Below are 19,442 nucleotides of genomic sequence, written 5' to 3'. Positions count from 1 at the left end.
CTCAGCCGAACCGACCCCTTTCCGCGAGGCGGTAGCGGCGATGAACGCTGTCACCGTGCGGCCCGAGATTGAACTCGGCCCCATCCGCCCGCCACAGCGGCTGGCCCCGTACAGCTATGCCCTGGGGGCCGAAGTCAAGCATCCCGAGCTCGACATCGTGCCCGAACGATCCGAAGGCGACGCTTTCGGACGGCTGATTCTGCTCTATGACCCTGATGGTTCTGACGCGTGGGACGGCACCATTCGCCTGGTTGCCTACATTGAGGCCGATCTGGACTCGCAAGAGGCGATCGATCCGCTGCTACCGGAAGTGGCGTGGAGTTGGCTGGTGGAGGCGCTGGAATCACGCACCGAACACGTGACCGCGCTCGGTGGCACCGTCACCGCCACCACATCGGTGCGCTACGGCGACATCTCCGGACCGCCGCGCGCCCATCAGCTCGAGCTACGAGCGTCGTGGACGGCGACCACACCCGATCTAGGCAGCCACGTCGAGGCGTTCTGCGCTGTCCTCGAGCACGCCGCGGGCCTGCCGCCGGCCGGGGTCGTCGACCTGGGCTCGAGGTCGCGCGCCTGATATGTGCTCAGCCCTATCTCCTGAGGGGAACGAACCGCCGGAGGGCACAGCACCCGAAGCCACTCCCCTGCTGAGCCCGGCGAGCGGGGTTCCGGAACTCTCCGTGACCGCCGGCCAGATCGAGGCGGCCGCGACACTCCTGGACCGCGGCAGCGGGCCCTTTGCCGTCGACGCCGAGCGCGCATCGGGCTTTCGTTACTCCAATCGGGCCTATCTGATCCAGATCCGGCGGGCCGGCGCCGGAACGGTGCTGATCGACCCGGTCAGCCACGGCGGTGACCCGCTGACCGTGCTGCAACCGCTGGCCGAAGTGCTGGCCAAAGACGAGTGGATCCTGCACTCGGCCGACCAGGACCTGCCCTGTCTGGCCGAGGTTGGGATGCGTCCGTCGGCGTTGTACGACACCGAACTGGCGGGGCGATTGGCCGGGTACGACCGGGTGAACCTGGCGACCATGGTCGAGCGGCTACTCGGCATGGGCCTGGTCAAAGGTCACGGCGCCGCCGACTGGTCCAAGCGTCCGCTGCCGTCGGACTGGCTCAACTACGCCGCGTTGGATGTGGAGTTGCTCATCGAGCTGCGCTCGGCGATCTCGGGGGTGCTGGCCGAGCAAGGTAAATCCGACTGGGCCGCGCAAGAATTCGAGTATCTGCGGACGTTCGAATCACGGTGGGTGCCGGCGACCGCCAAACCGGACCGCTGGCGGCGAACCTCGGGGATCCACAAAGTGCGTGACCGGCGAGGTCTGGCCGCCGTTCGCGAGTTGTGGATAACCAGAGATCGCATCGCCGAGCGTCGTGACATCGCGCCCCGCCGGATTCTGCCGGACTCGGCGATCATCGATGCCGCCCTCTCCGACCCGAAGTCGGTCGAAGACCTGGTGTCATTGCCGGTGTTCGGCGGGCGCAACCAGCGCCGTAACGCGACGATGTGGCTCGGGGCCCTCGACGTCGCGCGCAAGAGCCAGCATCCGCCGGAAGTGGCCGAACCCTCCAATGGGCCGCCCGTTCCGGCGCGGTGGAGCCGACGCAAACCCGAAGCTGCCGCGCGCCTGGAGGCCGCCCGCGCGGCGTTGTCCGAGGTGTCGGATTCGGTGGGAGTGCCGACGGAGAACCTGGTCACGCCCGAGCTGGTGCGGCGCCTGTGCTGGGACTGGGCACCGGTGGCCGCCGCCGAGATAACCAGCACCATCGATGAATTCTTGGCCACCGGGCAAGCCCGGGTCTGGCAGCGTGAGCTGGTGGTAACCGCCCTGGCCGCAGCGCTGGCCAATGCCGCCGAACCCGAGACCGAACCGGGCGCCCGCTAGTCGAGCTGTTCGGTGATCTCGGTTTCGGCAACGCTGGAACCCAGCGCGACAACCCAGCCGGTGATGCGGCGGGCGACATCCTGGTCGGTGAGACCCAAGTCGGCCAACACCTCGCCACGCGACGCGTGATCGAAGAAATCCTGCGGCAGGCCCACATCGCGACACGGCAGGTCGATCTCGGCACGCCGCAGCGCTGCCGACACCGCTGACCCGGTCCCCCGGTTGACCCCGTTGCCTTCGAGGGTCACCAGCAGCTTGTGCGCCACCGCCAATTCGAGCACCGCGTCGGGGACGGGCAACACCCAGCGTGGGTCGACCACCGTCACCCCGATGCCCTGGTTGTGTAGCCGCTTGGCCACCGCCACCGCCAGCGCCATCGACGTCTCCGCGCCGCTCCAAAGCCGGAATATCGTCACCGACGTCACCTCTGGGGAATCATAAAGCCGTCGGACCATCACTGAACTCGAGCGCATCCCCCAGTTCCTCGCGCAACCGGGTGGCATCCCTGGGCGCGGCTACCCGCATTCCGGGGACGATGCCCAGCATCGACAAATCCCGCATGCCGTTGTGGGCCGGACCATCCGAACCGGTGATCCCTGCCCGGTCGAGCACCATGGTGACGGGCAGCTGGTGCAGCGCCACATCCATCCTCAACTGGTCGAATGCCCGGTTGAGGAACGTCGAATAGATCGCCACTACCGGGTGCATCCCACCCATCGCCAGCCCAGCTGCCGACGTGATCGCATGTTGCTCGGCAATGCCGACATCGAACAGGCGGTCCGGAAAGCGCTGCCCGAACGCCGTCAGCCCGGTCGGCCCCGGCATGGCCGCGGTGATGGCCACAAGGTGGCAACGGCGGTTCCGGCGTCGGCGCGGGCCTGGCCGGCGGAAACGGCGGCGCCGGAGCGGGCGGCACCAGCGCCGGAAGCCTAGGGCTGCCATCCCCAGCAGGGCCAGGGGACGTCGAGGCGCGGGTGAGCGAAGCCGTAGGACGGTGCGGCACATTTCGAATGTCGATAGACAAAGCGATTTATTTAGACGTGGTGAATTACAACTGCAGCAACCGCATCCGAATTAACTCCATAGAGAATTAATTTCCTGCCAGAAATTCAGCAGTGAATGACTTAAGAAAAGTGCTCAAATTAGTGGAAATAGCTACACATTGGCGTACATTCGTCCAATCTAATTCCCACCACATTCCATGTGAATGGCAAGCGAGGCAGATGTGTGGTTCCACGCCGAGAACTCCCTGCTGCTACGCAGTAGCGCTGGTCGACAGCAGCGCAACCAGTCGCTGCGAGAGTCTGCCGAAGGGCCGGAAAAGAACTCTTTCTCATGTAATGGACGGCACGGTTCACAGCGAATTTCCGGTAGCCCGAGACATTGCCGACAACGAACCTTCGGTTCGAGACCGGGTGCGATCGCTGTCGCCCGACCGTGCGGAAACCATTCGGCCGTCCGGTGTTTTTCAGGGCGCGGTCAGCATTTGTCGACCGCGCTGCCTGAAGCCTGCGTTGTTGTTTGAGTTCGGAGGAGAAACCTGATGTCCTACCTAGCGATTGCACCGGAGATCGTGGCCGCCGCGGCCGCGGATATGGACGGGATCGGCTCGGCCATCACCGCCGCCAATGCCGCCGCGGCGATCCCAACCAGCGCCATCGCGGCCGCGGCCGCCGATGAGATTTCGGCGGCCATCGCCGAACTGTTCGGCAACCACGCCCAGCAATATCAGGCCCTGAGCGCCCAAATGGCGCGGTTCCACGACCAGTTCGTGCGCAGCCTGTCCGGCGCAGCACAGACGTACGCCAGCGCCGAGGCCACCGGAGCCGCACCCCTGCAACCGGTGCTAGACCTCATCAACGGGCCCACCCAAGCACTGTTGGGACGCCCGCTGATCGGCAACGGCGCCAGCGGGGCCCTAGGCACCGGGCAGGCCGGCGGTGACGGGGGCCTGCTGATCGGCAACGGCGGCGCCGGCGGTTCCGGCGCAGCAGGCCAGGCCGGCGGCGCCGGCGGGGCCGCCGGACTGATCGGCTCCGGCGGCGCCGACGGCATCGGCGGAACCGGCGCGGCCGGCGGAAAAGGCGGCAACGCCGTCCTCTTCGGCGCCGGAAGCAACGGCGGCATCGGCGGGACCGGAGCCGTTGGCGGGACCGGGGCGGCCGGCGGAGCCGGCGGCAACGGCGGGTTCCTCTTCGGCGCCGGAGGCAACGGCGGCATCGGCGGGACCGGAGCCGTTGGCGGGACCGGGGCGGCCGGCGGAGCCGGCGGCAACGGCGGGTTCCTCTTCGGCCACGGCGGTGACGGCGGCACCGGCGGCACCGGCGCCAGCGGCGTTGCTGGCGCCAACGGCGGTGCGGGCCAAACCGGACTAGCCGGAACCGACGGCGGTACCGGCGGCGTCGGCGGGGCCGGCGGCAAAGGCGGGCTGCTGTTCGGCGCCGGCGGCGAGGGCGGGGCCGGCGGCACCGGCGGGGCCGGCGGCGCCGGCGGCACCGGTGGCGACGGGCTGGCCGCCACGACCGCTGGCGGCACTGGCGGCAACGCGGGCGACGGCGGCGAGGGCGGCGCTGGCGGTAACGCTGGAGCCGGCGGCGCGGGAGGCCAAGGCGGCCTGTTCGGCAATGCGGGTACCACCGGCGCCGGCGGCGATGGCGGTAATGGCGGCAACGGCGGACTCGCGGGCAACGGCGGGGCCGGCGGCAACGGCGACGCTAGCAACCCCAACGGCGGGACCGGCGGCAACGGCGCCAACCCGGGAGCCGGCGGGGCCGGCGGCGCCGGCGGCAACGGGTCGCGCACCGGTGCACCCGGTACCACTGGCAACACCCCCACCACCGCGGCCGGCCACGGCGGCAAGGGCGGAGACGGCTTTAGTCCCGCCACCTCCGGTCAAGACGGCGGGTCTGGCGGCAAGGGCGGAGACGCCGGCCAATTCGGCAACGGCGGCAACGGCGGCAACGGAGCCGCCGGTGACGCGGCGGGCAGCGGCCACACCGGCGGCAACGGGGGCGCCGGCGGGGCCGGTGGCAACGCTGGCGCGGGAGGCCTGAGCGGCACCGGCGACAGCACCGGCAACGCCGGCACCGGCGGCAACGGCGGTGCCGGCGGCAACAGCGGAACCGGCGGCGATGGCAGCGATGGCGGCACCGGCGGCAACGGCGGAACCGGCGACACAGGCGCCGAAGGCGCCACCAGCTTTGCAGGCGGCACCGGCGGCAACGGCGGTACCGGCGGCAACAGCGGCCCCGGCGGCACCAACGGCACCGGCGGCAAGGGCGGCATCGGCGGCATCGGTGGCGACGGCCGCAACGGCAGTACCGGCGCCATCGGCGGCAACGGCGGGACAGGCGGCACTGGCGGAATCGGGGGTACCGCCGGGAGCGGCGGCACCGGGGGTAGCGCCGGCAACGCCGGCACCGGCGGCACCGGCGGCAATGGTGGCGCTGGTGACAGCGGCGCCTCTGGCGGCGCTGGCGGCGAAGGCGGCGCCGGAATCGGCGGTAAAGACGGCGGTACCGGGGGCACTGGAGGCACTGGAGGTGCGGGCGTCGTCAGCGGCTTATCCGCCTTCCCCAGCGGCATCGGTGGCACCGGCGGAGCCGGCGGGCAGGGCGGCCAAGCAACCGGCGGCGGCAATGCCGGCGACGGCGGCACCGGCGGGCAGGGCGGAACAGGCGGGCAGGGCGCAGCAGCCCCCTCAGCCGCCAAGGCCGCCGGCAACGGCGGGGCCGGCGGCGTCGGCGGCGACGGCGGGAACGGCGCCGACGCCAGCGGCGGTGGCAACGGCGGCGACGGCGGAAAGTCCGGCGGGGGCGGAACCGGCGGAACCGGCGGCAAGAGCTTAGGCAATCTACCCTCAGGTGACGGCGGAGTTGGAGGCAACGCCGGCACCGGCGGCAACGGTGGCAACGCAACCGATGGCGGTGCCGGCGGCAAAGGCGGAGACGGGGCCCCCGGCGGCACGGGCGGCAACGCCGGCGAGTTCCAGTTACTCCTCGGCATCGGCAAAGGCGGCACCGGCGGCAACGGCGGCACCGGCACACCCGTCGGGGCAGGCGGCCTGGCCGGTACCGGCGGTGCCGGCGGGTTTGGCATTTTCCCCGGCGGCCAGACCGGCCAGAATGGCACCGACGGCAAGGCCGGATGAACCCGTCCAGCCAACCGGGGCGGCAGCTAAGTCAGCGGAACCCTAGTCGAGATGTTCTTTGATCTCGGCTTCCGAAACGCAAGCACCCAGCGCGGCAACCCAACCGGTGACCCGGCGGGCCACGTCCTGATCGGTCAACCCCAGGTCGGCCAGCAGTTCACCGCGCGAGGCGTGCTCGAAGAACTGCTGCGGCAACCCCACATCGCGACAGGGCACGTCAATCTCGGCACGCCGCAGCGCAGCGGACACCGCTGACCCGACGCCACCGTTGACGCCGTTGTCCTCCAGCGTCACCACCAGCTTGTGCGCCACCGCCAGGTCGCCGATCCCATCGGCCACCGGCAACACCCAGCGAGGGTCGATCACCGTCACCCCGATCCCCTGGTTGTGCAGCCGTTTGGCCACCGCCAGCGCCATCGACGCCAATGCACCTACCGCTATCAGCAGCACGTCGTGGTTCAAGCCGCTAGCCGGCACAGCCAGCACATCCATGCCATCGCGCCGTTCCAGTGCCGGAATATCTTCGCCCACATCGCCTTTGGGGAACCGCAACGCCGTCGGTCCGTCATCGACGTCGAGCGCCTCGCCCAGTTCCTCGCGCAACCGGGTGGCATCCCTGGGTGCGGCTACCCGAATTCCGGGAACGATGCCCAGCATCGACAAATCCCACATGCCGTTGTGGCTCGGACCATCCGAACCGGTGATCCCGGCCCGGTCGAGCACCATGGTGACCGGCAGCTGGTGCAGCGCCACATCCATCATGATCTGGTCGAATGCGCGGTTCAGGAACGTCGAGTAGATCGCGACGACCGGATGCATTCCGCCCATCGCCAGCCCGGCCGCCGACGTCATCGCGTGTTGCTCGGCGATACCGACGTCGAACAGGCGGTCCGGGAACTGCTGGCCGAACGCGGTCAAACCGGTGGGGCCCGGCATGGCCGCGGTGATGGCCACGATGTCGCGGCGCTTGCCGGCGTATTCGATCAAGGCATCGGCGAACGTCGTCGTCCAGCCCGGGCCCGCCAGCTTGGTGGCCTGTCCGGTGGCCGGGTCGATCGGAACCGTGGAGTGCATCTGCTCGGCCACGTCGGCCTCGGCCGGGCCGTAACCCATGCCCTTGCGGGTGACCACGTGCACGATCACCGGGCCGCCGAAACCGCGGGCACTGCGCAACGCGACCTCTACCGCCCGCTCGTCGTGTCCGTCGACCGGGCCGACGTACTTCAACCCGAGGTCGGTGAACAGCAACTGCGGCGACAGGGAGTCCTTGATACCGGCCTTGACGCTGTGCATGAAGTGGTAACAGACTTCGCCGACCAGCGGCACCGCCCGCACCACGTCTCGGCCCTTCTCCAGCACCTGTTCGTAGGCCGGCTGCAACCGCAGCTTGGCCAGGTGGTCGGCGACCCCGCCGATGGTCGGCGCGTAGCTGCGGCCGTTGTCGTTGACGACGATGACCACCGGCCGGTGCGAGGCGGCGATGTTGTTCAGCGCTTCCCAACACATGCCGCCGGTGAGCGCGCCGTCGCCGACCACCGCAACCACATGCCGATTACGGAGCCCGCTCAGCTCGAACGCCTTGGACAGACCGTCGGCGTAGGACAGCGCCGCGCTGGCGTGGCTGGATTCCACCCAGTCGTGTTCGCTCTCGGCCCGGCACGGATAACCCGACAACCCGCCCTTCTTGCGCAGGCTCTCGAAGTCCTGGGCGCGGCCGGTCAGCATCTTGTGCACGTAGGCCTGGTGCCCGGTGTCGAAGATGATCGGATCGTGCGGCGAGTCGAACACCCGGTGCAAAGCCAGCGTCAGCTCCACGACCCCAAGATTCGGTCCCAGGTGTCCCCCGGTGGCGGCGACTTTGTGGACCAGAAACTCTCGGATTTCCTGAGCCAGCTCACGCAGCTGCGCCTGCGACAGGTGCTGCAGATCAGCGGGACCACGGATCTGTTGCAGCATCTCGCCAGTGTACGCAGCGCCTGCGCATCGGAGCCATCAATGACCTCCGCCGCCCATCGACCGGACGGCTTGATAGCGTCGGAGACCGGTGAGCCGGGAAGCCTGGTCGGCGTCTGATTGTCCTGCAAGCACTTACGACGCGAAAAAACACGATGGGTGCAAATGAGCTAACCCTGACCACACCGGCAACGTATGGTCACCATATGCGCGCCGAGGACATCGCCGAGGAGTATCCCGTAATCAGCATCGACTCAGACGCACTCGAGGCGGCACGCACGCTGGCCGAACACCGCCTGCCCGGGTTGCTGGTTACCAAGAAAACCGGCAGCCCTTACGCGGTGTTGCCGGCGTCGCAGGTGGTCCGATTCATCGTTCCCCGCTATGTCCAGGACGACCCATCGCTGGCCGGTGTGCTCAACGAATCGATGGCAGACCGCTGCGCGGAAAAACTGCGCGGCAAGAAGGTCAGCGATGTGTTGCCCGATCACCTCAATGACGTTCCGCCGGTCAATGCCGACGACACCATCATCGAGGTGGCCGCGCTGATGGCTCGGTTGCGCAGCCCGCTGCTCGCGGTGGTCAAGAACGGCAAGTTGCACGGGGTGATCACGGCATCGCGCCTTCTGGGAGCGGCGCTAAGGCCTTGATCTCAACGGATTCAGCGATAGACGGTCTGCGGGCAAAGACACAGGTAGCGACTCGATGAGCATTGTCGCGGTCGCCATCTTTGTGGTGGCCTATGCGCTGATCGCCAGCGAACGCGTCAACAAGACCCTGGTGGCGTTGGCCGGTGCCGCGATCGTGGTGATGCTGCCGGTCATCAATTCCGAGGACGTCTTCTATTCCCACGAGACCGGGGTCGACTGGGACGTCATCTTCTTGCTGCTCGGCATGATGATCATCGTCAGCGTGCTGCGTCAGACCGGTGTGTTCGAATACGTCGCGATCTGGGCGGCCAAGCGGGCCCGCGGCAAACCACTGCGGATCATGATCCTGTTGGTGATCGTCACCGCGGTCGCATCGGCGCTGCTGGACAACGTCACCACGGTGCTGCTGATCGCCCCGGTCACCCTGCTGGTGTGTGACCGGCTGGTGATCAACCCGGCGCCGTATCTGATGGCCGAAGCGTTCGCCTCCAACATCGGCGGCACCGCGACACTGGTCGGTGACCCGCCCAACATCGTCATCGCCAGCAAGGGCGGGCTGACGTTCAACGACTTCCTGGTCCACCTGGCTCCGATCGTGGTCATCGTGATGGCGGTGTTCATCCTGATGCTGCCGCGCCTGTTCCCCGGCTCATTCGAGGCCGACCCCGAGCGAGTCGCCGACGTGATGTCGCTGGAAGAGAAGGAGGCCATCCGCGACCACGGCCTGCTGATCAAGTGCGGCATCGTCCTGCTCCTGGTGTTCACGGCATTCGTCGCGAACTCCGCGCTGCACGTGAAGCCGTCCATGGTGGCGCTGATCGGTGCCGGCATCCTGGTGGTCGTCTCCCGGCTGGACCACTCCGACTATCTGTCCAGCGTCGAGTGGGACACGCTGCTGTTCTTCGTGGGTCTGTTCATCATGGTCGGTGCCCTGGTGAAAACCGGTGTGGTCACGCAGGTCGCGCAAATGGCGGTGACCGCGACCGGCGGCAACACCCTGCTGGCGACCATGGTGATCCTGGCCGCCTCGCTGGTGATCAGCGGCATCGTCAACAACGTTCCCTACGCGGCCACCATGACGCCGATCGTCGCCGAGTTGGTGCCGGTCCTGGTCGACAAGGGCAACCCGGACGTGTTGTGGTGGGCCCTTGCGCTGGGCACCGACTTCGGTGGCAACCTCACCGCGATCGGCGCCAGCGCCAACGTCATCGTCCTGGGCATCGCCAAGCGGGCCGACAATCCCATCTCCTTCTGGGAATTCACCCGTAAGGGCATCGTGGTCACCACGATGTCGCTGGTGCTGGCCGCCATCTACCTCTGGGTTCGCTACTTCGTACTGAGTTGACCCGTGCACACACCAGATAACGATTCATCGGAGACCCCGTGAGCGTCATTGCGATCGGGGTGTTCGTCGTCACCTACGCGCTCATCGCCAGCGACCGGGTCAGCAAGACCCGTGCGGCGCTGGTGGGTGCGGCGATCATGCTCGCGGTGGGCATCGTCGACTCCCACGACGTGTTCTACTCCCACGACACCGGAATCGACTGGGACGTCATCTTTCTGCTGCTGGGCATGATGATCATCGTCAGCGTGCTGCGCCAGACCGGCGTCTTTGAATACATCGCCATCTGGGCCGTCAAACGCGCCAATGGCTCCCCCACCCGCATCATGATTCTGCTGGTCCTGGTGATGGCGTTCGGTTCGGCCTTGTTGGACAACGTCACCACGGCGCTGCTGATCGCCCCCGTCACCCTGCTGGTGTGCGACCGGTTGGCGATCAACCCATCGCCGTTCTTGATGGCCGAGGTTTTCGCCGCCAACATCGGTGGCGCGGCAACACTGGTCGGCGACCCACCCAACATCATCATCGCCAGCCGAGCCGGACTGTCGTTCAACGACTTCCTGCTGAACATGGCCCCGGTCGTGCTCATCGTGCTGGTCATCTTCGTCGCACTGCTGCCCCGCTTGTTCGGCTCGGTCACCGTCGAGCCCGAACGGGTCTCCGACGTTATGTCGCTCAATGAGCGCGAAGCGATCAGTGACCGCAAATTGCTGATCAAGTGCGGCGTGGTGCTGCTGGCGGTGTTCGCGACCTTCATCGCCCATCCGGTGCTGCACATCCAGCCCTCGGTGGTGGCCCTGCTGGGCGCCGGCGTGCTGATCATCATCTCCGGACTGGGCGGCCGCGATTATCTGGCCAGCGTCGAGTGGGAAACGCTGCTGTTCTTCGCTGGGCTGTTCATCATGGTCGGGGCGCTGGTGAAGACCGGCGTCGTGGACAAACTCGCGCGCGCCTCGATCGAACTGACCGGCGGTAACGAACTATTCACCGTCTTGTTGATCATCGGGGTGTCGGCTCCGGTGTCGGGCATCATCGACAACATCCCCTACGTCGCCACCATGACGCCTATCGTCACCGAACTGGTCGCGGTGATGCCCGGTCAGGTCAACCCGGACGCGCTGTGGTGGGCGCTGGCCCTGGGTGCCGACTTCGGTGGCAACCTCACCGCCGTCGGAGCCAGCGCCAACGTCGTGATGCTGGGAATCGCCCGCCGGGCAGGCACTCCCATCTCATTCTGGGAATTCACCCGCAAAGGCATCGTGGTCACCACCATCTCACTGCTGGTGGCGGCGGCCTACCTGTGGCTGCGCTACTTCGTTTGGAGTTGACCCGGCTAGACCGAGGCCACGTGTTTGGCGTGGAAACGGCGGAACAGCGCCCAGGCCAGCGCCAGGTTGTAGGCGCTTCCCGCCACCAGGTACGGCCACCAGGTGGCGTGATCGCTGGCCAGCCAGAACGCTTTGGCCGGCCAGTACGGGGGCAACACCGCGAACACGAAGTTCCAGTTGGAGTGGATGAACCAGGGCAGGCAGGGCAATCCCGCGATCAGCATCCCCAGCGCGCGGACGGCGGCCAGCCCCTGAATCTTGTTGTTGGCCACGGCCAGAATCAACAGCAGGGTCACCACCGCCGACAGTCCCGCGAGCAGGCCGATCGGGATCAGCGAGGGCAACAGCCGCAGCTCGAGTATGCCGCTGAGCGACAACGTTGCCACCACATAGATGGTGGTGACCACCATGACGGTGGCAGCACGATAGACAAAGAAGGTCGACAGCGGCACCGGGGTGACCCGCAGCGCGGCCAGCGTGCCGGCGTCCACCTCGTCGAGAACGAGAAACGCCACCAAACCACCGACGATGATGATGCTGGTCAGCAGCAGGAATGCGGTCAAGATCAGCGGATAGTAGGGCCTCAGGTCGAACCCGTTGCGATCGGCCAGCATCGTGGTCACCCGCGGCGTCAGCAGCGCGACTGCGCTGGTCCAGATGACGGGTGCGACCACGATCATGACCAACAGCGGCTCACGATAGGTACCGCGGATGTCGTTGCGCCCAAACGCGATCAGTGCGCGTATCGACGCGCCGGCCGGGGCGCTCACCAGCTACCCGCCGCTGCGACGACGTAACGGGCGAAGCTTGCCTCAGCCACTCGATACAGCACCCCGACACACACCGACGGATACAACAGCGCGTATCCGATTTGCCAGGGCGCCAGGGTCAGCTGACCGAAGGCCGCGCCGAGCAGCAACAGCGGCCCCTGGGTGGGAATGGCATACAGCACCGGGTGCGGCCACACCCCGGAGTAGTACAGCACCGGCAGATTCATTACCGCCAGCGGGATCGTCGCCACCAGGAACCAGTCGCTTATCGAGGCGAATGGCAACGAGCTGATGAACCCCACCAGCAGCATCAACAACGTCCCCAGCGCCACCGCGACGATCATCGGCGCGGCCGAGTAGGAAAACCGATGCGCGATGGTGGCCACCACCACCGCCACCCCGACCGAAACCATCAGCAGGACGGCCAGTTTGGCCGCCAGATATTCCCCGAACCGCAGCGGGGTGGCGATCACCGCGCTCAGCGTGCGCTCCTGCTTTTCGAAGAAGACCGTGCCGGCGACAAAGAAGAACCCGATGATGGTGATGTCACCGGAGAGCACGTAAGGTTCGGCAACCGAACGCAAGTCGGCCGGCATCGGCAGCAGCACCGCCAGCCAGATCAAGCCCGAAAACACCGCGGCATGCAGGAACCGCTGACGGTTTTGCAGCGTCAGCTCCAGCCGCAGCGCCGTGCTCAAGCGGCTCACGACAACCGCCGGCCGGTGACTTCGACGAATACGTCCTCGAGGCTGGCTTCCCTGCTGTGGATCGTCTCGACCTGATGTTCGCGCAGCACCGCGTGAAATGCCGGGTCGTCGGCCAGCGTGTCCAGCGAAAACTCCGCGGCGCTCAAACCACCGCCGTTGCCGCGATATTCGACCGTGACCAGGCGCTGGCTGCGGGCGATCTTCAGCTCGGCGGGCCGGTCAGACGCGACGATGCTCCCGTCGACGACAAAGGCCACCCGGTCACACAGCTCGTCCGCCGTCGCCATGTCGTGTGTGGTGAGAAACACCGTGCGCCCGCGTGCCTTCAGATCCATGATCATGTTCTTCACGCTGCGGGCGTTCACCGGATCCATCCCCGAAGTCGGTTCGTCCAGGAAGAGTAACTCGGGGTCGTTGAGTAGCGCCCTGGCGAACGTCAGGCGCATCTGCATGCCTTTGGAGTACTTGCCCGCCCGGGTATCTGCGTGGTCGGCCAATCCGACCGCCTCGAGTAGCTGCATCGGATCCAGCGTCGGCGCGCTGTAGAGCGAGGCGAAGAACTGCAGGTTCTCCAGCCCGGTGAGTTTCTGATAGTGATTGGGCAACTCGAACGACACGCCAATGCGCTCGTAGTATTCGGAGCCCCAGCTCGCCGGGTCTTTGCCCTACACCGCCACTTCACCGCCGTGGCCACGCAGTAGCCCGATAAGAATTCGTTGCGTCGTCGACTTGCCCGCACCGCTGGGACCGAGAAAGCCGAAGATTTCACCTCGGCCGACACTGAAATCCATGCCGCGCACCGCGGGTGTCGACGCTTTCGGATACGCGAAGGTGAGTCCACGGACCCGGATCACCTCGCCCACGGCGCCGGACACGGCCGGCTCGGGGTCGCGCATGCGCGCTCCTTTCGTCCAGTTCCGACCAGACTTCCCGGAGCGCCCTCGCCAGCATAATCAAGTTCGCGGCGCTTCGGGCCTCGGCGCGCGCGCATTCGGCCCCGACGCCCAACGGGCTAGCGGGTTAGCAGGGCAACGCACTCCACGTGATGGGTCAACGGGAAGGCATCGAACACCTTGATGGCGTCGACGCCGTACCCGTGGCCCCGATACAGGCCGAGGTCGCGAGCGAAAGACGCTGCTTCACAACCAATGTGAACCACACGGCGCACTCCGGCATCGGCCAGCAGATCAATGACCTCACGCCCGGCGCCCGATCGGGGCGGGTCCAGCACCGCAATATCGGCGCCACCGTCCTGAGCCGCCAGCACCCGTCGCACCGAATCGGTGACCACCTCGACCTGGGGCAGATCAGCCAGGGCGACGCGGGCCGCGGCCGAGGCCGCGCGCGCGGTGTCCACGCTCAAGACCCGTCCCGACTCCCCCACCGCGTCACCGAGCACCGCCGCGAAAACACCCGCTCCCCCGTAGAGATCCCAGGCGGTCATGCCGGCACCGGGTTGGGCCCAGTCCGCGACCAGGCCGCTGTACACCTTCGCTGCGTCGCGGTGTGACTGCCAGAACGCCGTCGCCGGAATGCGCCAGCTGCGCTCACCCACCCGCTGCAGCACACGCGGGTCGCCCTCGACCACCTTGGCGTCGGTTCGCCGGCCCCGGCGCACCGTGAGCACCACGTGGCGTGCCCCGTCGTCACCGAGCGCCACATGCAGTTGCGCCCCGGCCGGCCAACCGGCCTTGGCCGACCGCTGCGCCAGCCCGTCCAGCATTCCGTCGGGCAGCTGCCCACAGCTCAGATCGGTGACCAGTTCGTTGCTGTGGTAGCGGTGGAAACCCACGCAATGGTCCGCTCCCACCTCGAGCCGAACCCGGGTACGCCACCCCGTCGGGCCGGCATCCGAGAGCGGCTCAGCCGCGCCGGACCAGCTGAAGCCGCCAAGGCGTTGCAGCTGTTCGCCAACCACGCTCGACTTGATCGACCGGGCCGCGTCCGGGGCCGCAAACGCCAGATCACAACACCCGGCACCATCCACCCCGGCGATGGGGCACAACGACCCGATCCGGTCCGGCGACGGGTTGATGACCTCGATAACCTCTGCGTTCCAATAGGAACCACGTTGCGCGGTGACTCTGGCGAGCACCCGCTCCCCCGGTAGCGCATGGCGGACGAAGACCACTCGCCCCTCGTGGCGGGCCACGCAGCTACCGCCGTTGGCGGCCGCACCGGTGACCAGGTTCAGTTCAAGTGCCTGATTCGGGTTCAATCGAAAATGCCCCGCCGCATGTCGCCGGGAGCCGCATGCGGCTCCAACGTGTTGATCCGCTCCGACGACGTCAGCTGCCATGGCACCGAGGTGACCATCACCCCGGGCATGAACAGCAGCCGCGTCTTGAGCCGGAAGGCACTTTGGTTGTGCAACAGCTGCTCCCACCACCGGCCCACCACGTACTCCGGGATGAACACCGTCACCACGGTGCGTGGCGATTCCTTGCTGACCCGTTTGACGTAATCCAATACCGGACGGGTGATCTCGCGATAGGGCGAAGCAATGACCTTCAGCGGCACGCTGACGTCGCTGTCCTCCCACTGCCGCACCAGCTCGCGGGTCTCGACATCATCGACACTGACGGTGATCGCCTCGAGCACATCCGGACGGGTCGCCCGCGCGTAGGACAGGGCCCGCAGCGTGGGCAGGTGCAACTTCGAGACCAGCACCAAGGCGTGGTTGCGGCTGGGCAACACCACCTCGTTGTCATGGGCGGCGGCTTGCTCCTCCAGTTCCCGATTGACCGTGTCGTAGTGCCTTCGGATCATCTTCATCAGAATGAAGACCGAACCCATTGCCACAATGGCGATCCACGCGCCGGCAAGGAATTTGGTGACCAGGACGATCAACAGGACAGCCCCGGTGGACACCAGGCCGACCGAGTTGACCACCCGGGAGCGCACCATCTTGCGCCGGGCCGCGACATCGGTTTCGGTGCGCAGCAAGCGAGTCCAGTGCCGGACCATTCCGATCTGGCTCAGCGTGAACGAAATGAACACGCCGACGATGTAGAGCTGGATCAGCGCCGTCAGCTCAGCCCGGAACGCGACGACCGCCCCGACGGCCGCCGCGGACAAGAAGATGATGCCGTTGGAAAACGCCAGGCGATCCCCGCGGGTGTGTAGTTGGCGGGGCAGGTAACTGTGCTGAGCCAGCACCGAGCCCAGGACCGGGAAGCCGTTGAAGGCGGTGTTGGCGGCCAGCACCAAGATGAGCGCAGTCACCGCAGCGATCATCAGGAAGCCGAGGTGAAAGCTGCCGAATACGGCCTGCGCCAGCTGGGCGACCAGCGTCTTTTGCTGGTACCCGTCCGGAGCACCGGTCAACTGGGTATCCGGGTCGTCGACGACTTGGGCCCCGGTCTGCACGGCCAGCGCGACCACACCCATCAGCAGGGCCACCGCGATGGCGCCCAGCATGAGCAGCGTGGTCGCGGCGTTGCGCGACTTCGGCTTCTGGAAGGCCGGTACCCCGTTGCTGATCGCCTCCACACCGGTGAGCGCCGCACAGCCGGAGGAGAACGAGCGGGCCACCAAAAAAACCAGCGCGATGCCAACCACCTTGCCGTGCTCGGCGTGCATCACAAATCCAGCGGATTCGGCGCGTACCTGATTGCCCAGCACGTCGATCCGGAACAAGCCCCAGCCCAGCATGGCGCTGATCCCGATGATGAATGCATAAGTCGGGATGGCGAATGCCAGCCCTGATTCGCGGACGCCGCGCAGATTCAACGCCGTCACCAGCAGGATGGCGGCCACCGCGAAGAACACCTTGTGGTCATAGACGAATGGAATCGCCGAGCCGATGTTCGACATCGCCGAAGCTATCGAGACCGCAACGGTGAGAACGTAATCCACCATCAAGGCGCTGGCCACCACCAGGCCGGCGGTGGGCCCGAGGTTGGTGCTGACGACCTCGTAGTCCCCGCCGCCGGATGGGTAGGCGTGCACGTTCTGGCGGTAACTGGAGACCACGACGAGCAACACCGCTGCCACCGCCAGCGCGATCCACGGCGCCATCGAGTAGGCCGCCAGGCCCGCCACCGACAGCATCAGAAAGATCTCCTCCGGGGCGTATGCCACCGAGGACATCGCGTCGGAGGCAAACACCGGCAACGCGATCCGTTTTGGCAATAGCGTGTGGCTAAGCCGATCGCTGCGAAACGGCCGGCCGATTAGCAGCCGGCGCGCGGCCGTGGAAAGTTTGGACACGAGAGCCAAGGGTAAGCCCCATCGGCGTTGACGGTAGCGTTCCCTAGGCGAGAATTTTCCATAGGGGAATCGGCTGGCCAGTGTGGTTACCGATTGCGTTCGACGCGAGGGATACGGCCGAGAGGACGTCAAGTGCGAGTGGTAGTGATGGGCTGCGGCCGAGTCGGCTCTTCGGTGGCCGATGCACTGTCGCGAATCGGCCACGACGTGTCGGTGATCGACCGCGACGGCACTGCCTTCAACCGGCTCAGTGCCGAATTCGCCGGCGAGCGTGTTCTGGGCCAGGGATTCGACCGAGATGTGCTGCTCAGCGCGGGAATCGAGGGCGCCGACGCCTTCGCCGCGGTGTCCTCCGGAGACAACTCCAACATCATCTCGGCGCGTTTGGCCCGGGAGACCTTCGGCGTCAAACGCGTCGTCGCGCGGATCTATGACGCCAAGCGCGCCGAGGTCTACGAACGCCTCGGCATTCCCACCATCGCCACGGTGCCGTGGACAACCGACCGCCTGCTCAACGCCCTGCTCCGGGAGACCGAGACCGCCAAGTGGCGCGATCCCACCGGCACCGTCGCGGTCTGTGAAGTAGTGCTGCACGAAGACTGGGTCGGCTGCCGCGTCTCCGACCTGCAGCAGGCCACCGGTGCCCGGGTCGCGTTCCTACTCCGTTTCGGCACCGGCGTGCTGCCCGAACCGAAAACGGTGCTACAGGCCGGTGACCAGGTCTATGTCGCCGCCATCTCCGGGCGGGCGGCCGAGGCCGTCGCCATCGCGGCGCTGCCGCCGAGCGAGGATTTCGAGTCGGGGACCGCCAAATGAGCCGCGCTCGCGACGCACACATCGGCGCAGCCGGGGTTGAGGGGTGGGGCAAATGAAAGTCGTTGTCGCCGGCGCCGGCGCGGTCGGCCGCTCAGTCGCCCGCGAACTGATCGCAAACGCCCACGACGTGACCCTGATCGAACGCAACAGCGATCACGTCGACGACGACGCCATTCCGGCCGCGCATTGGCTGCTGGGCGATGCCTGCGAACTGAGCCTGCTGGAGTCGGTTCATCTCGAAGATTTCGATGTCGTGGTCGCCGCCACCGGCGATGACAAGGCCAACGTGGTGCTCAGCCTGCTGGCCAAGACGGAGTTCGCGGTGCCGCGGGTGGTGGCCCGGGTCAACGATCCCCGCAACGAGTGGCTTTTCACCGATGCCTGGGGCGTGGACGTGGCGGTGTCGACGCCCCGCATGTTGGCCTCACTGATCGAAGAGGCTGTCGCCGTCGGCGACCTGGTGCGGCTGATGGAATTCAGCAAGGGTCAGGCCAACCTGGTGGAAATCACCCTGCCCGACGACACGCCCTGGGGCGGTAAACCGGTGCGCAAACTGCAACTACCGCGGGATGCGGTGCTGGTCACGATCCTGCGCGGACCCCGCGTCATCGTCCCGCAAGCCGATGAACCCCTTGAAGGTGGCGACGAGTTGCTCTTCGTCGCGGTCACCGAGGCAGAGGAAGAGCTGAGCCAGCTGTTGCTGCCGTCGAGCTAGCCACCCGCGCGCTGTCGCTGCGCGAGCCAATGTGCGATTACGGCGCGCACTGTGCGCCGGTGGCGATGCAACGGGGGCAACGCCGCCCTCAGCGCGCACTCAAAGCCCTCCAAGGACACTGAACGCCCCGCCGGCGCCTCACGGCCCATGGGGAGCCCGCCGAGCACGCTCAACGCGGTACAGGGGCTCTCAGCGCCCTAAATGCGTCCGAACCGGGTCTAGAGCTCCCGGCAGGCCTCGGTGTCGACGGCAGCGACTTCTGCGGCCTCGGGCTCGTCAGCGGCCGGCATGGCCCGCCGGGCCGCCTTGATCGCCGCATAGGTCGCCAGCGCCGCCACCGCGGTCAGCGGCCAGCCCATCCCGATCCGCGCAACCCCTAGCCAGCCCGTCTTGTCGGCATCGTAGAGAAGCCGCTGGACGATGAACCGGGCCGCGAACACCAGCGTCCAACCCAGCGTTGCGACGTCAAACGCGTAGACGGCGCGGGGCACCTCACGCCAGCCCTGGTCACGCCCGCTGGTCCAGCTCCACAGAAAACCGACCACGGGCCGACGAACAACGATCGACAGGGCGAACACGACCGCCCACAGCAGCGACATCCAGATGCCGAGCAAGAAGTAGCCCTTGGACTGCCCCACCAGGTAGGCGACCAGCGCGCACCCGGCGACCCCGAAGAACCCGGAGACCGCAGGTTGGGTGGACTCGCGCCGGATCAGGCGCAGCCGCAGCACCAACCCGGCCGCGGCAAGCGCGGATCCGATGGCGGGCAAGAGTCCGCCGATACTGGATACTGCGACGAAGATCACTACCGGAACCGACGAGTAGACCAGCCCGCTCACCCCGCCGGCCTGTGCTAGCAAGCTCTCGGCGCTGACCCGGTTAGCGCTCACCGGCCGCCTCCGCCACCAAAGCG

General features: G+C 67.1%; 14 protein-coding genes and 2 pseudogenes. 8 read left to right on the top strand and 8 right to left on the bottom strand.

The genetic code is table 11. The features are described from left to right. Nucleotides 1-40: 40 nt before the first annotated feature. On the top strand, nt 41-577 hold the full coding sequence (locus CKW46_RS13075; RefSeq protein WP_499019273.1) for a DUF3000 domain-containing protein: 537 nt from the start codon (nt 41-43) through the stop codon (nt 575-577). Between the two features lies 1 nt (nt 578). Then, nucleotides 579-1,886 carry a ribonuclease D gene (locus CKW46_RS13070; protein ID WP_482053235.1) on the top strand — a complete coding sequence of 436 codons (1,308 nt, stop codon included), beginning with the start codon at nt 579-581 and terminating at the stop codon, nt 1,884-1,886. Here CKW46_RS13070 and CKW46_RS13065 read toward each other — a convergent pair. After that, a pseudogene (locus tag CKW46_RS13065) lies at nt 1,883-2,744 on the bottom strand (transketolase C-terminal domain-containing protein); the annotation flags it as partial. The gene CKW46_RS13070 and the pseudogene CKW46_RS13065 sit on opposite strands and share 4 nt — an antisense overlap. Before the next feature lie 685 nt (nt 2,745-3,429). Between CKW46_RS13065 and CKW46_RS13060 the strand changes: the two are divergent. Then, a complete protein-coding gene (locus CKW46_RS13060; RefSeq protein ID WP_482053234.1) occupies nt 3,430-6,036 on the top strand; it encodes a PE family protein in 2,607 nt (868 codons plus the stop codon). A gap of 42 nt (nt 6,037-6,078) precedes the next feature. Here the strand turns inward: CKW46_RS13060 and dxs are convergent, their stop codons facing one another. Further along, a complete protein-coding gene (gene dxs, locus CKW46_RS13055) occupies nt 6,079-7,992 on the bottom strand; it encodes a 1-deoxy-D-xylulose-5-phosphate synthase (protein ID WP_012393811.1) in 1,914 nt (637 codons plus the stop codon). A 203-nt stretch (nt 7,993-8,195) separates the two neighbouring features. Here dxs and CKW46_RS13050 point away from each other — a divergent pair, with 203 nt between their 5' ends. Genes CKW46_RS13050 through CKW46_RS13040 form a run of 3 tightly spaced genes read left to right on the top strand, consistent with a single transcriptional unit; the run spans nt 8,196 to nt 11,309 of the window. Next, the gene (locus tag CKW46_RS13050; RefSeq protein ID WP_012393810.1) at nt 8,196-8,639 is read left to right on the top strand and encodes a CBS domain-containing protein; all 444 of its coding nucleotides are present in this window, start codon (nt 8,196-8,198) and stop codon (nt 8,637-8,639) included. A 55-nt stretch (nt 8,640-8,694) separates the two neighbouring features. Next, nucleotides 8,695-9,984: an ArsB/NhaD family transporter gene (locus CKW46_RS13045; RefSeq protein ID WP_015355343.1), complete on the top strand. Its 1,290-nt coding sequence runs from the start codon at nt 8,695-8,697 to the stop codon at nt 9,982-9,984. A gap of 38 nt (nt 9,985-10,022) precedes the next feature. Next, nucleotides 10,023-11,309: an ArsB/NhaD family transporter gene (locus CKW46_RS13040; protein ID WP_482053233.1), complete on the top strand. Its 1,287-nt coding sequence runs from the start codon at nt 10,023-10,025 to the stop codon at nt 11,307-11,309. A gap of 5 nt (nt 11,310-11,314) precedes the next feature. Here the strand turns inward: CKW46_RS13040 and CKW46_RS13035 are convergent, their stop codons facing one another. The 5 genes and pseudogenes from CKW46_RS13035 to CKW46_RS13015 all read right to left on the bottom strand — a co-directional run bounded on the left by CKW46_RS13035 (nt 11,315) and on the right by CKW46_RS13015 (nt 16,998). After that, on the bottom strand, nt 11,315-12,079 hold the full coding sequence (locus CKW46_RS13035; RefSeq protein WP_015355342.1) for an Rv2686c family ABC transporter permease subunit: 765 nt from the start codon (nt 12,077-12,079) through the stop codon (nt 11,315-11,317). Further along, nucleotides 12,076-12,786 carry a fluoroquinolone export ABC transporter permease subunit gene (locus CKW46_RS13030; RefSeq protein ID WP_482053232.1) on the bottom strand — a complete coding sequence of 237 codons (711 nt, stop codon included), beginning with the start codon at nt 12,784-12,786 and terminating at the stop codon, nt 12,076-12,078. Before CKW46_RS13030 ends, CKW46_RS13035 begins: the two co-directional genes overlap by 4 nt. Beyond that, nucleotides 12,783-13,682, bottom strand: a pseudogene (locus tag CKW46_RS13025) (ABC transporter ATP-binding protein). The gene CKW46_RS13030 and the pseudogene CKW46_RS13025 overlap by 4 nt, the downstream one beginning before the upstream one ends. A gap of 116 nt (nt 13,683-13,798) precedes the next feature. Further along, nucleotides 13,799-15,004, bottom strand: coding sequence for a class I SAM-dependent RNA methyltransferase (locus CKW46_RS13020; RefSeq protein ID WP_482053231.1), 1,206 nt, complete (start codon nt 15,002-15,004; stop codon nt 13,799-13,801). Continuing rightward, entirely contained in the window at nt 15,001-16,998 is a 1,998-nt protein-coding gene (locus tag CKW46_RS13015; RefSeq protein WP_482053230.1) for an APC family permease, read from the bottom strand. The genes CKW46_RS13020 and CKW46_RS13015 overlap by 4 nt, the downstream gene beginning before the upstream one ends. A gap of 132 nt (nt 16,999-17,130) precedes the next feature. Here CKW46_RS13015 and CKW46_RS13010 point away from each other — a divergent pair, with 132 nt between their 5' ends. Then, complete coding sequence (locus tag CKW46_RS13010; RefSeq protein WP_011741123.1) at nt 17,131-17,814, top strand: potassium channel family protein; 684 nt, start codon at nt 17,131-17,133, stop codon at nt 17,812-17,814. 52 nt (nt 17,815-17,866) lie between these two features. After that, entirely contained in the window at nt 17,867-18,529 is a 663-nt protein-coding gene (locus CKW46_RS13005; RefSeq protein WP_015355337.1) for a potassium channel family protein, read from the top strand. A gap of 218 nt (nt 18,530-18,747) precedes the next feature. Here the strand turns inward: CKW46_RS13005 and CKW46_RS13000 are convergent, their stop codons facing one another. Further along, nucleotides 18,748-19,419: a DUF3159 domain-containing protein gene (locus CKW46_RS13000; RefSeq protein WP_117438073.1), complete on the bottom strand. Its 672-nt coding sequence runs from the start codon at nt 19,417-19,419 to the stop codon at nt 18,748-18,750. Nucleotides 19,420-19,442: the final 23 nt, after the last annotated feature.

The organism is Mycobacterium liflandii (assembly GCF_022354805.1).
In the GTDB taxonomy this organism is placed as follows: Bacteria; Actinomycetota; Actinomycetes; order Mycobacteriales; family Mycobacteriaceae; genus Mycobacterium; species Mycobacterium marinum.
The sequence above is the reverse complement of the archived record's forward strand: the minus strand, read 5'-3'. Positions and strand labels throughout refer to the sequence as shown.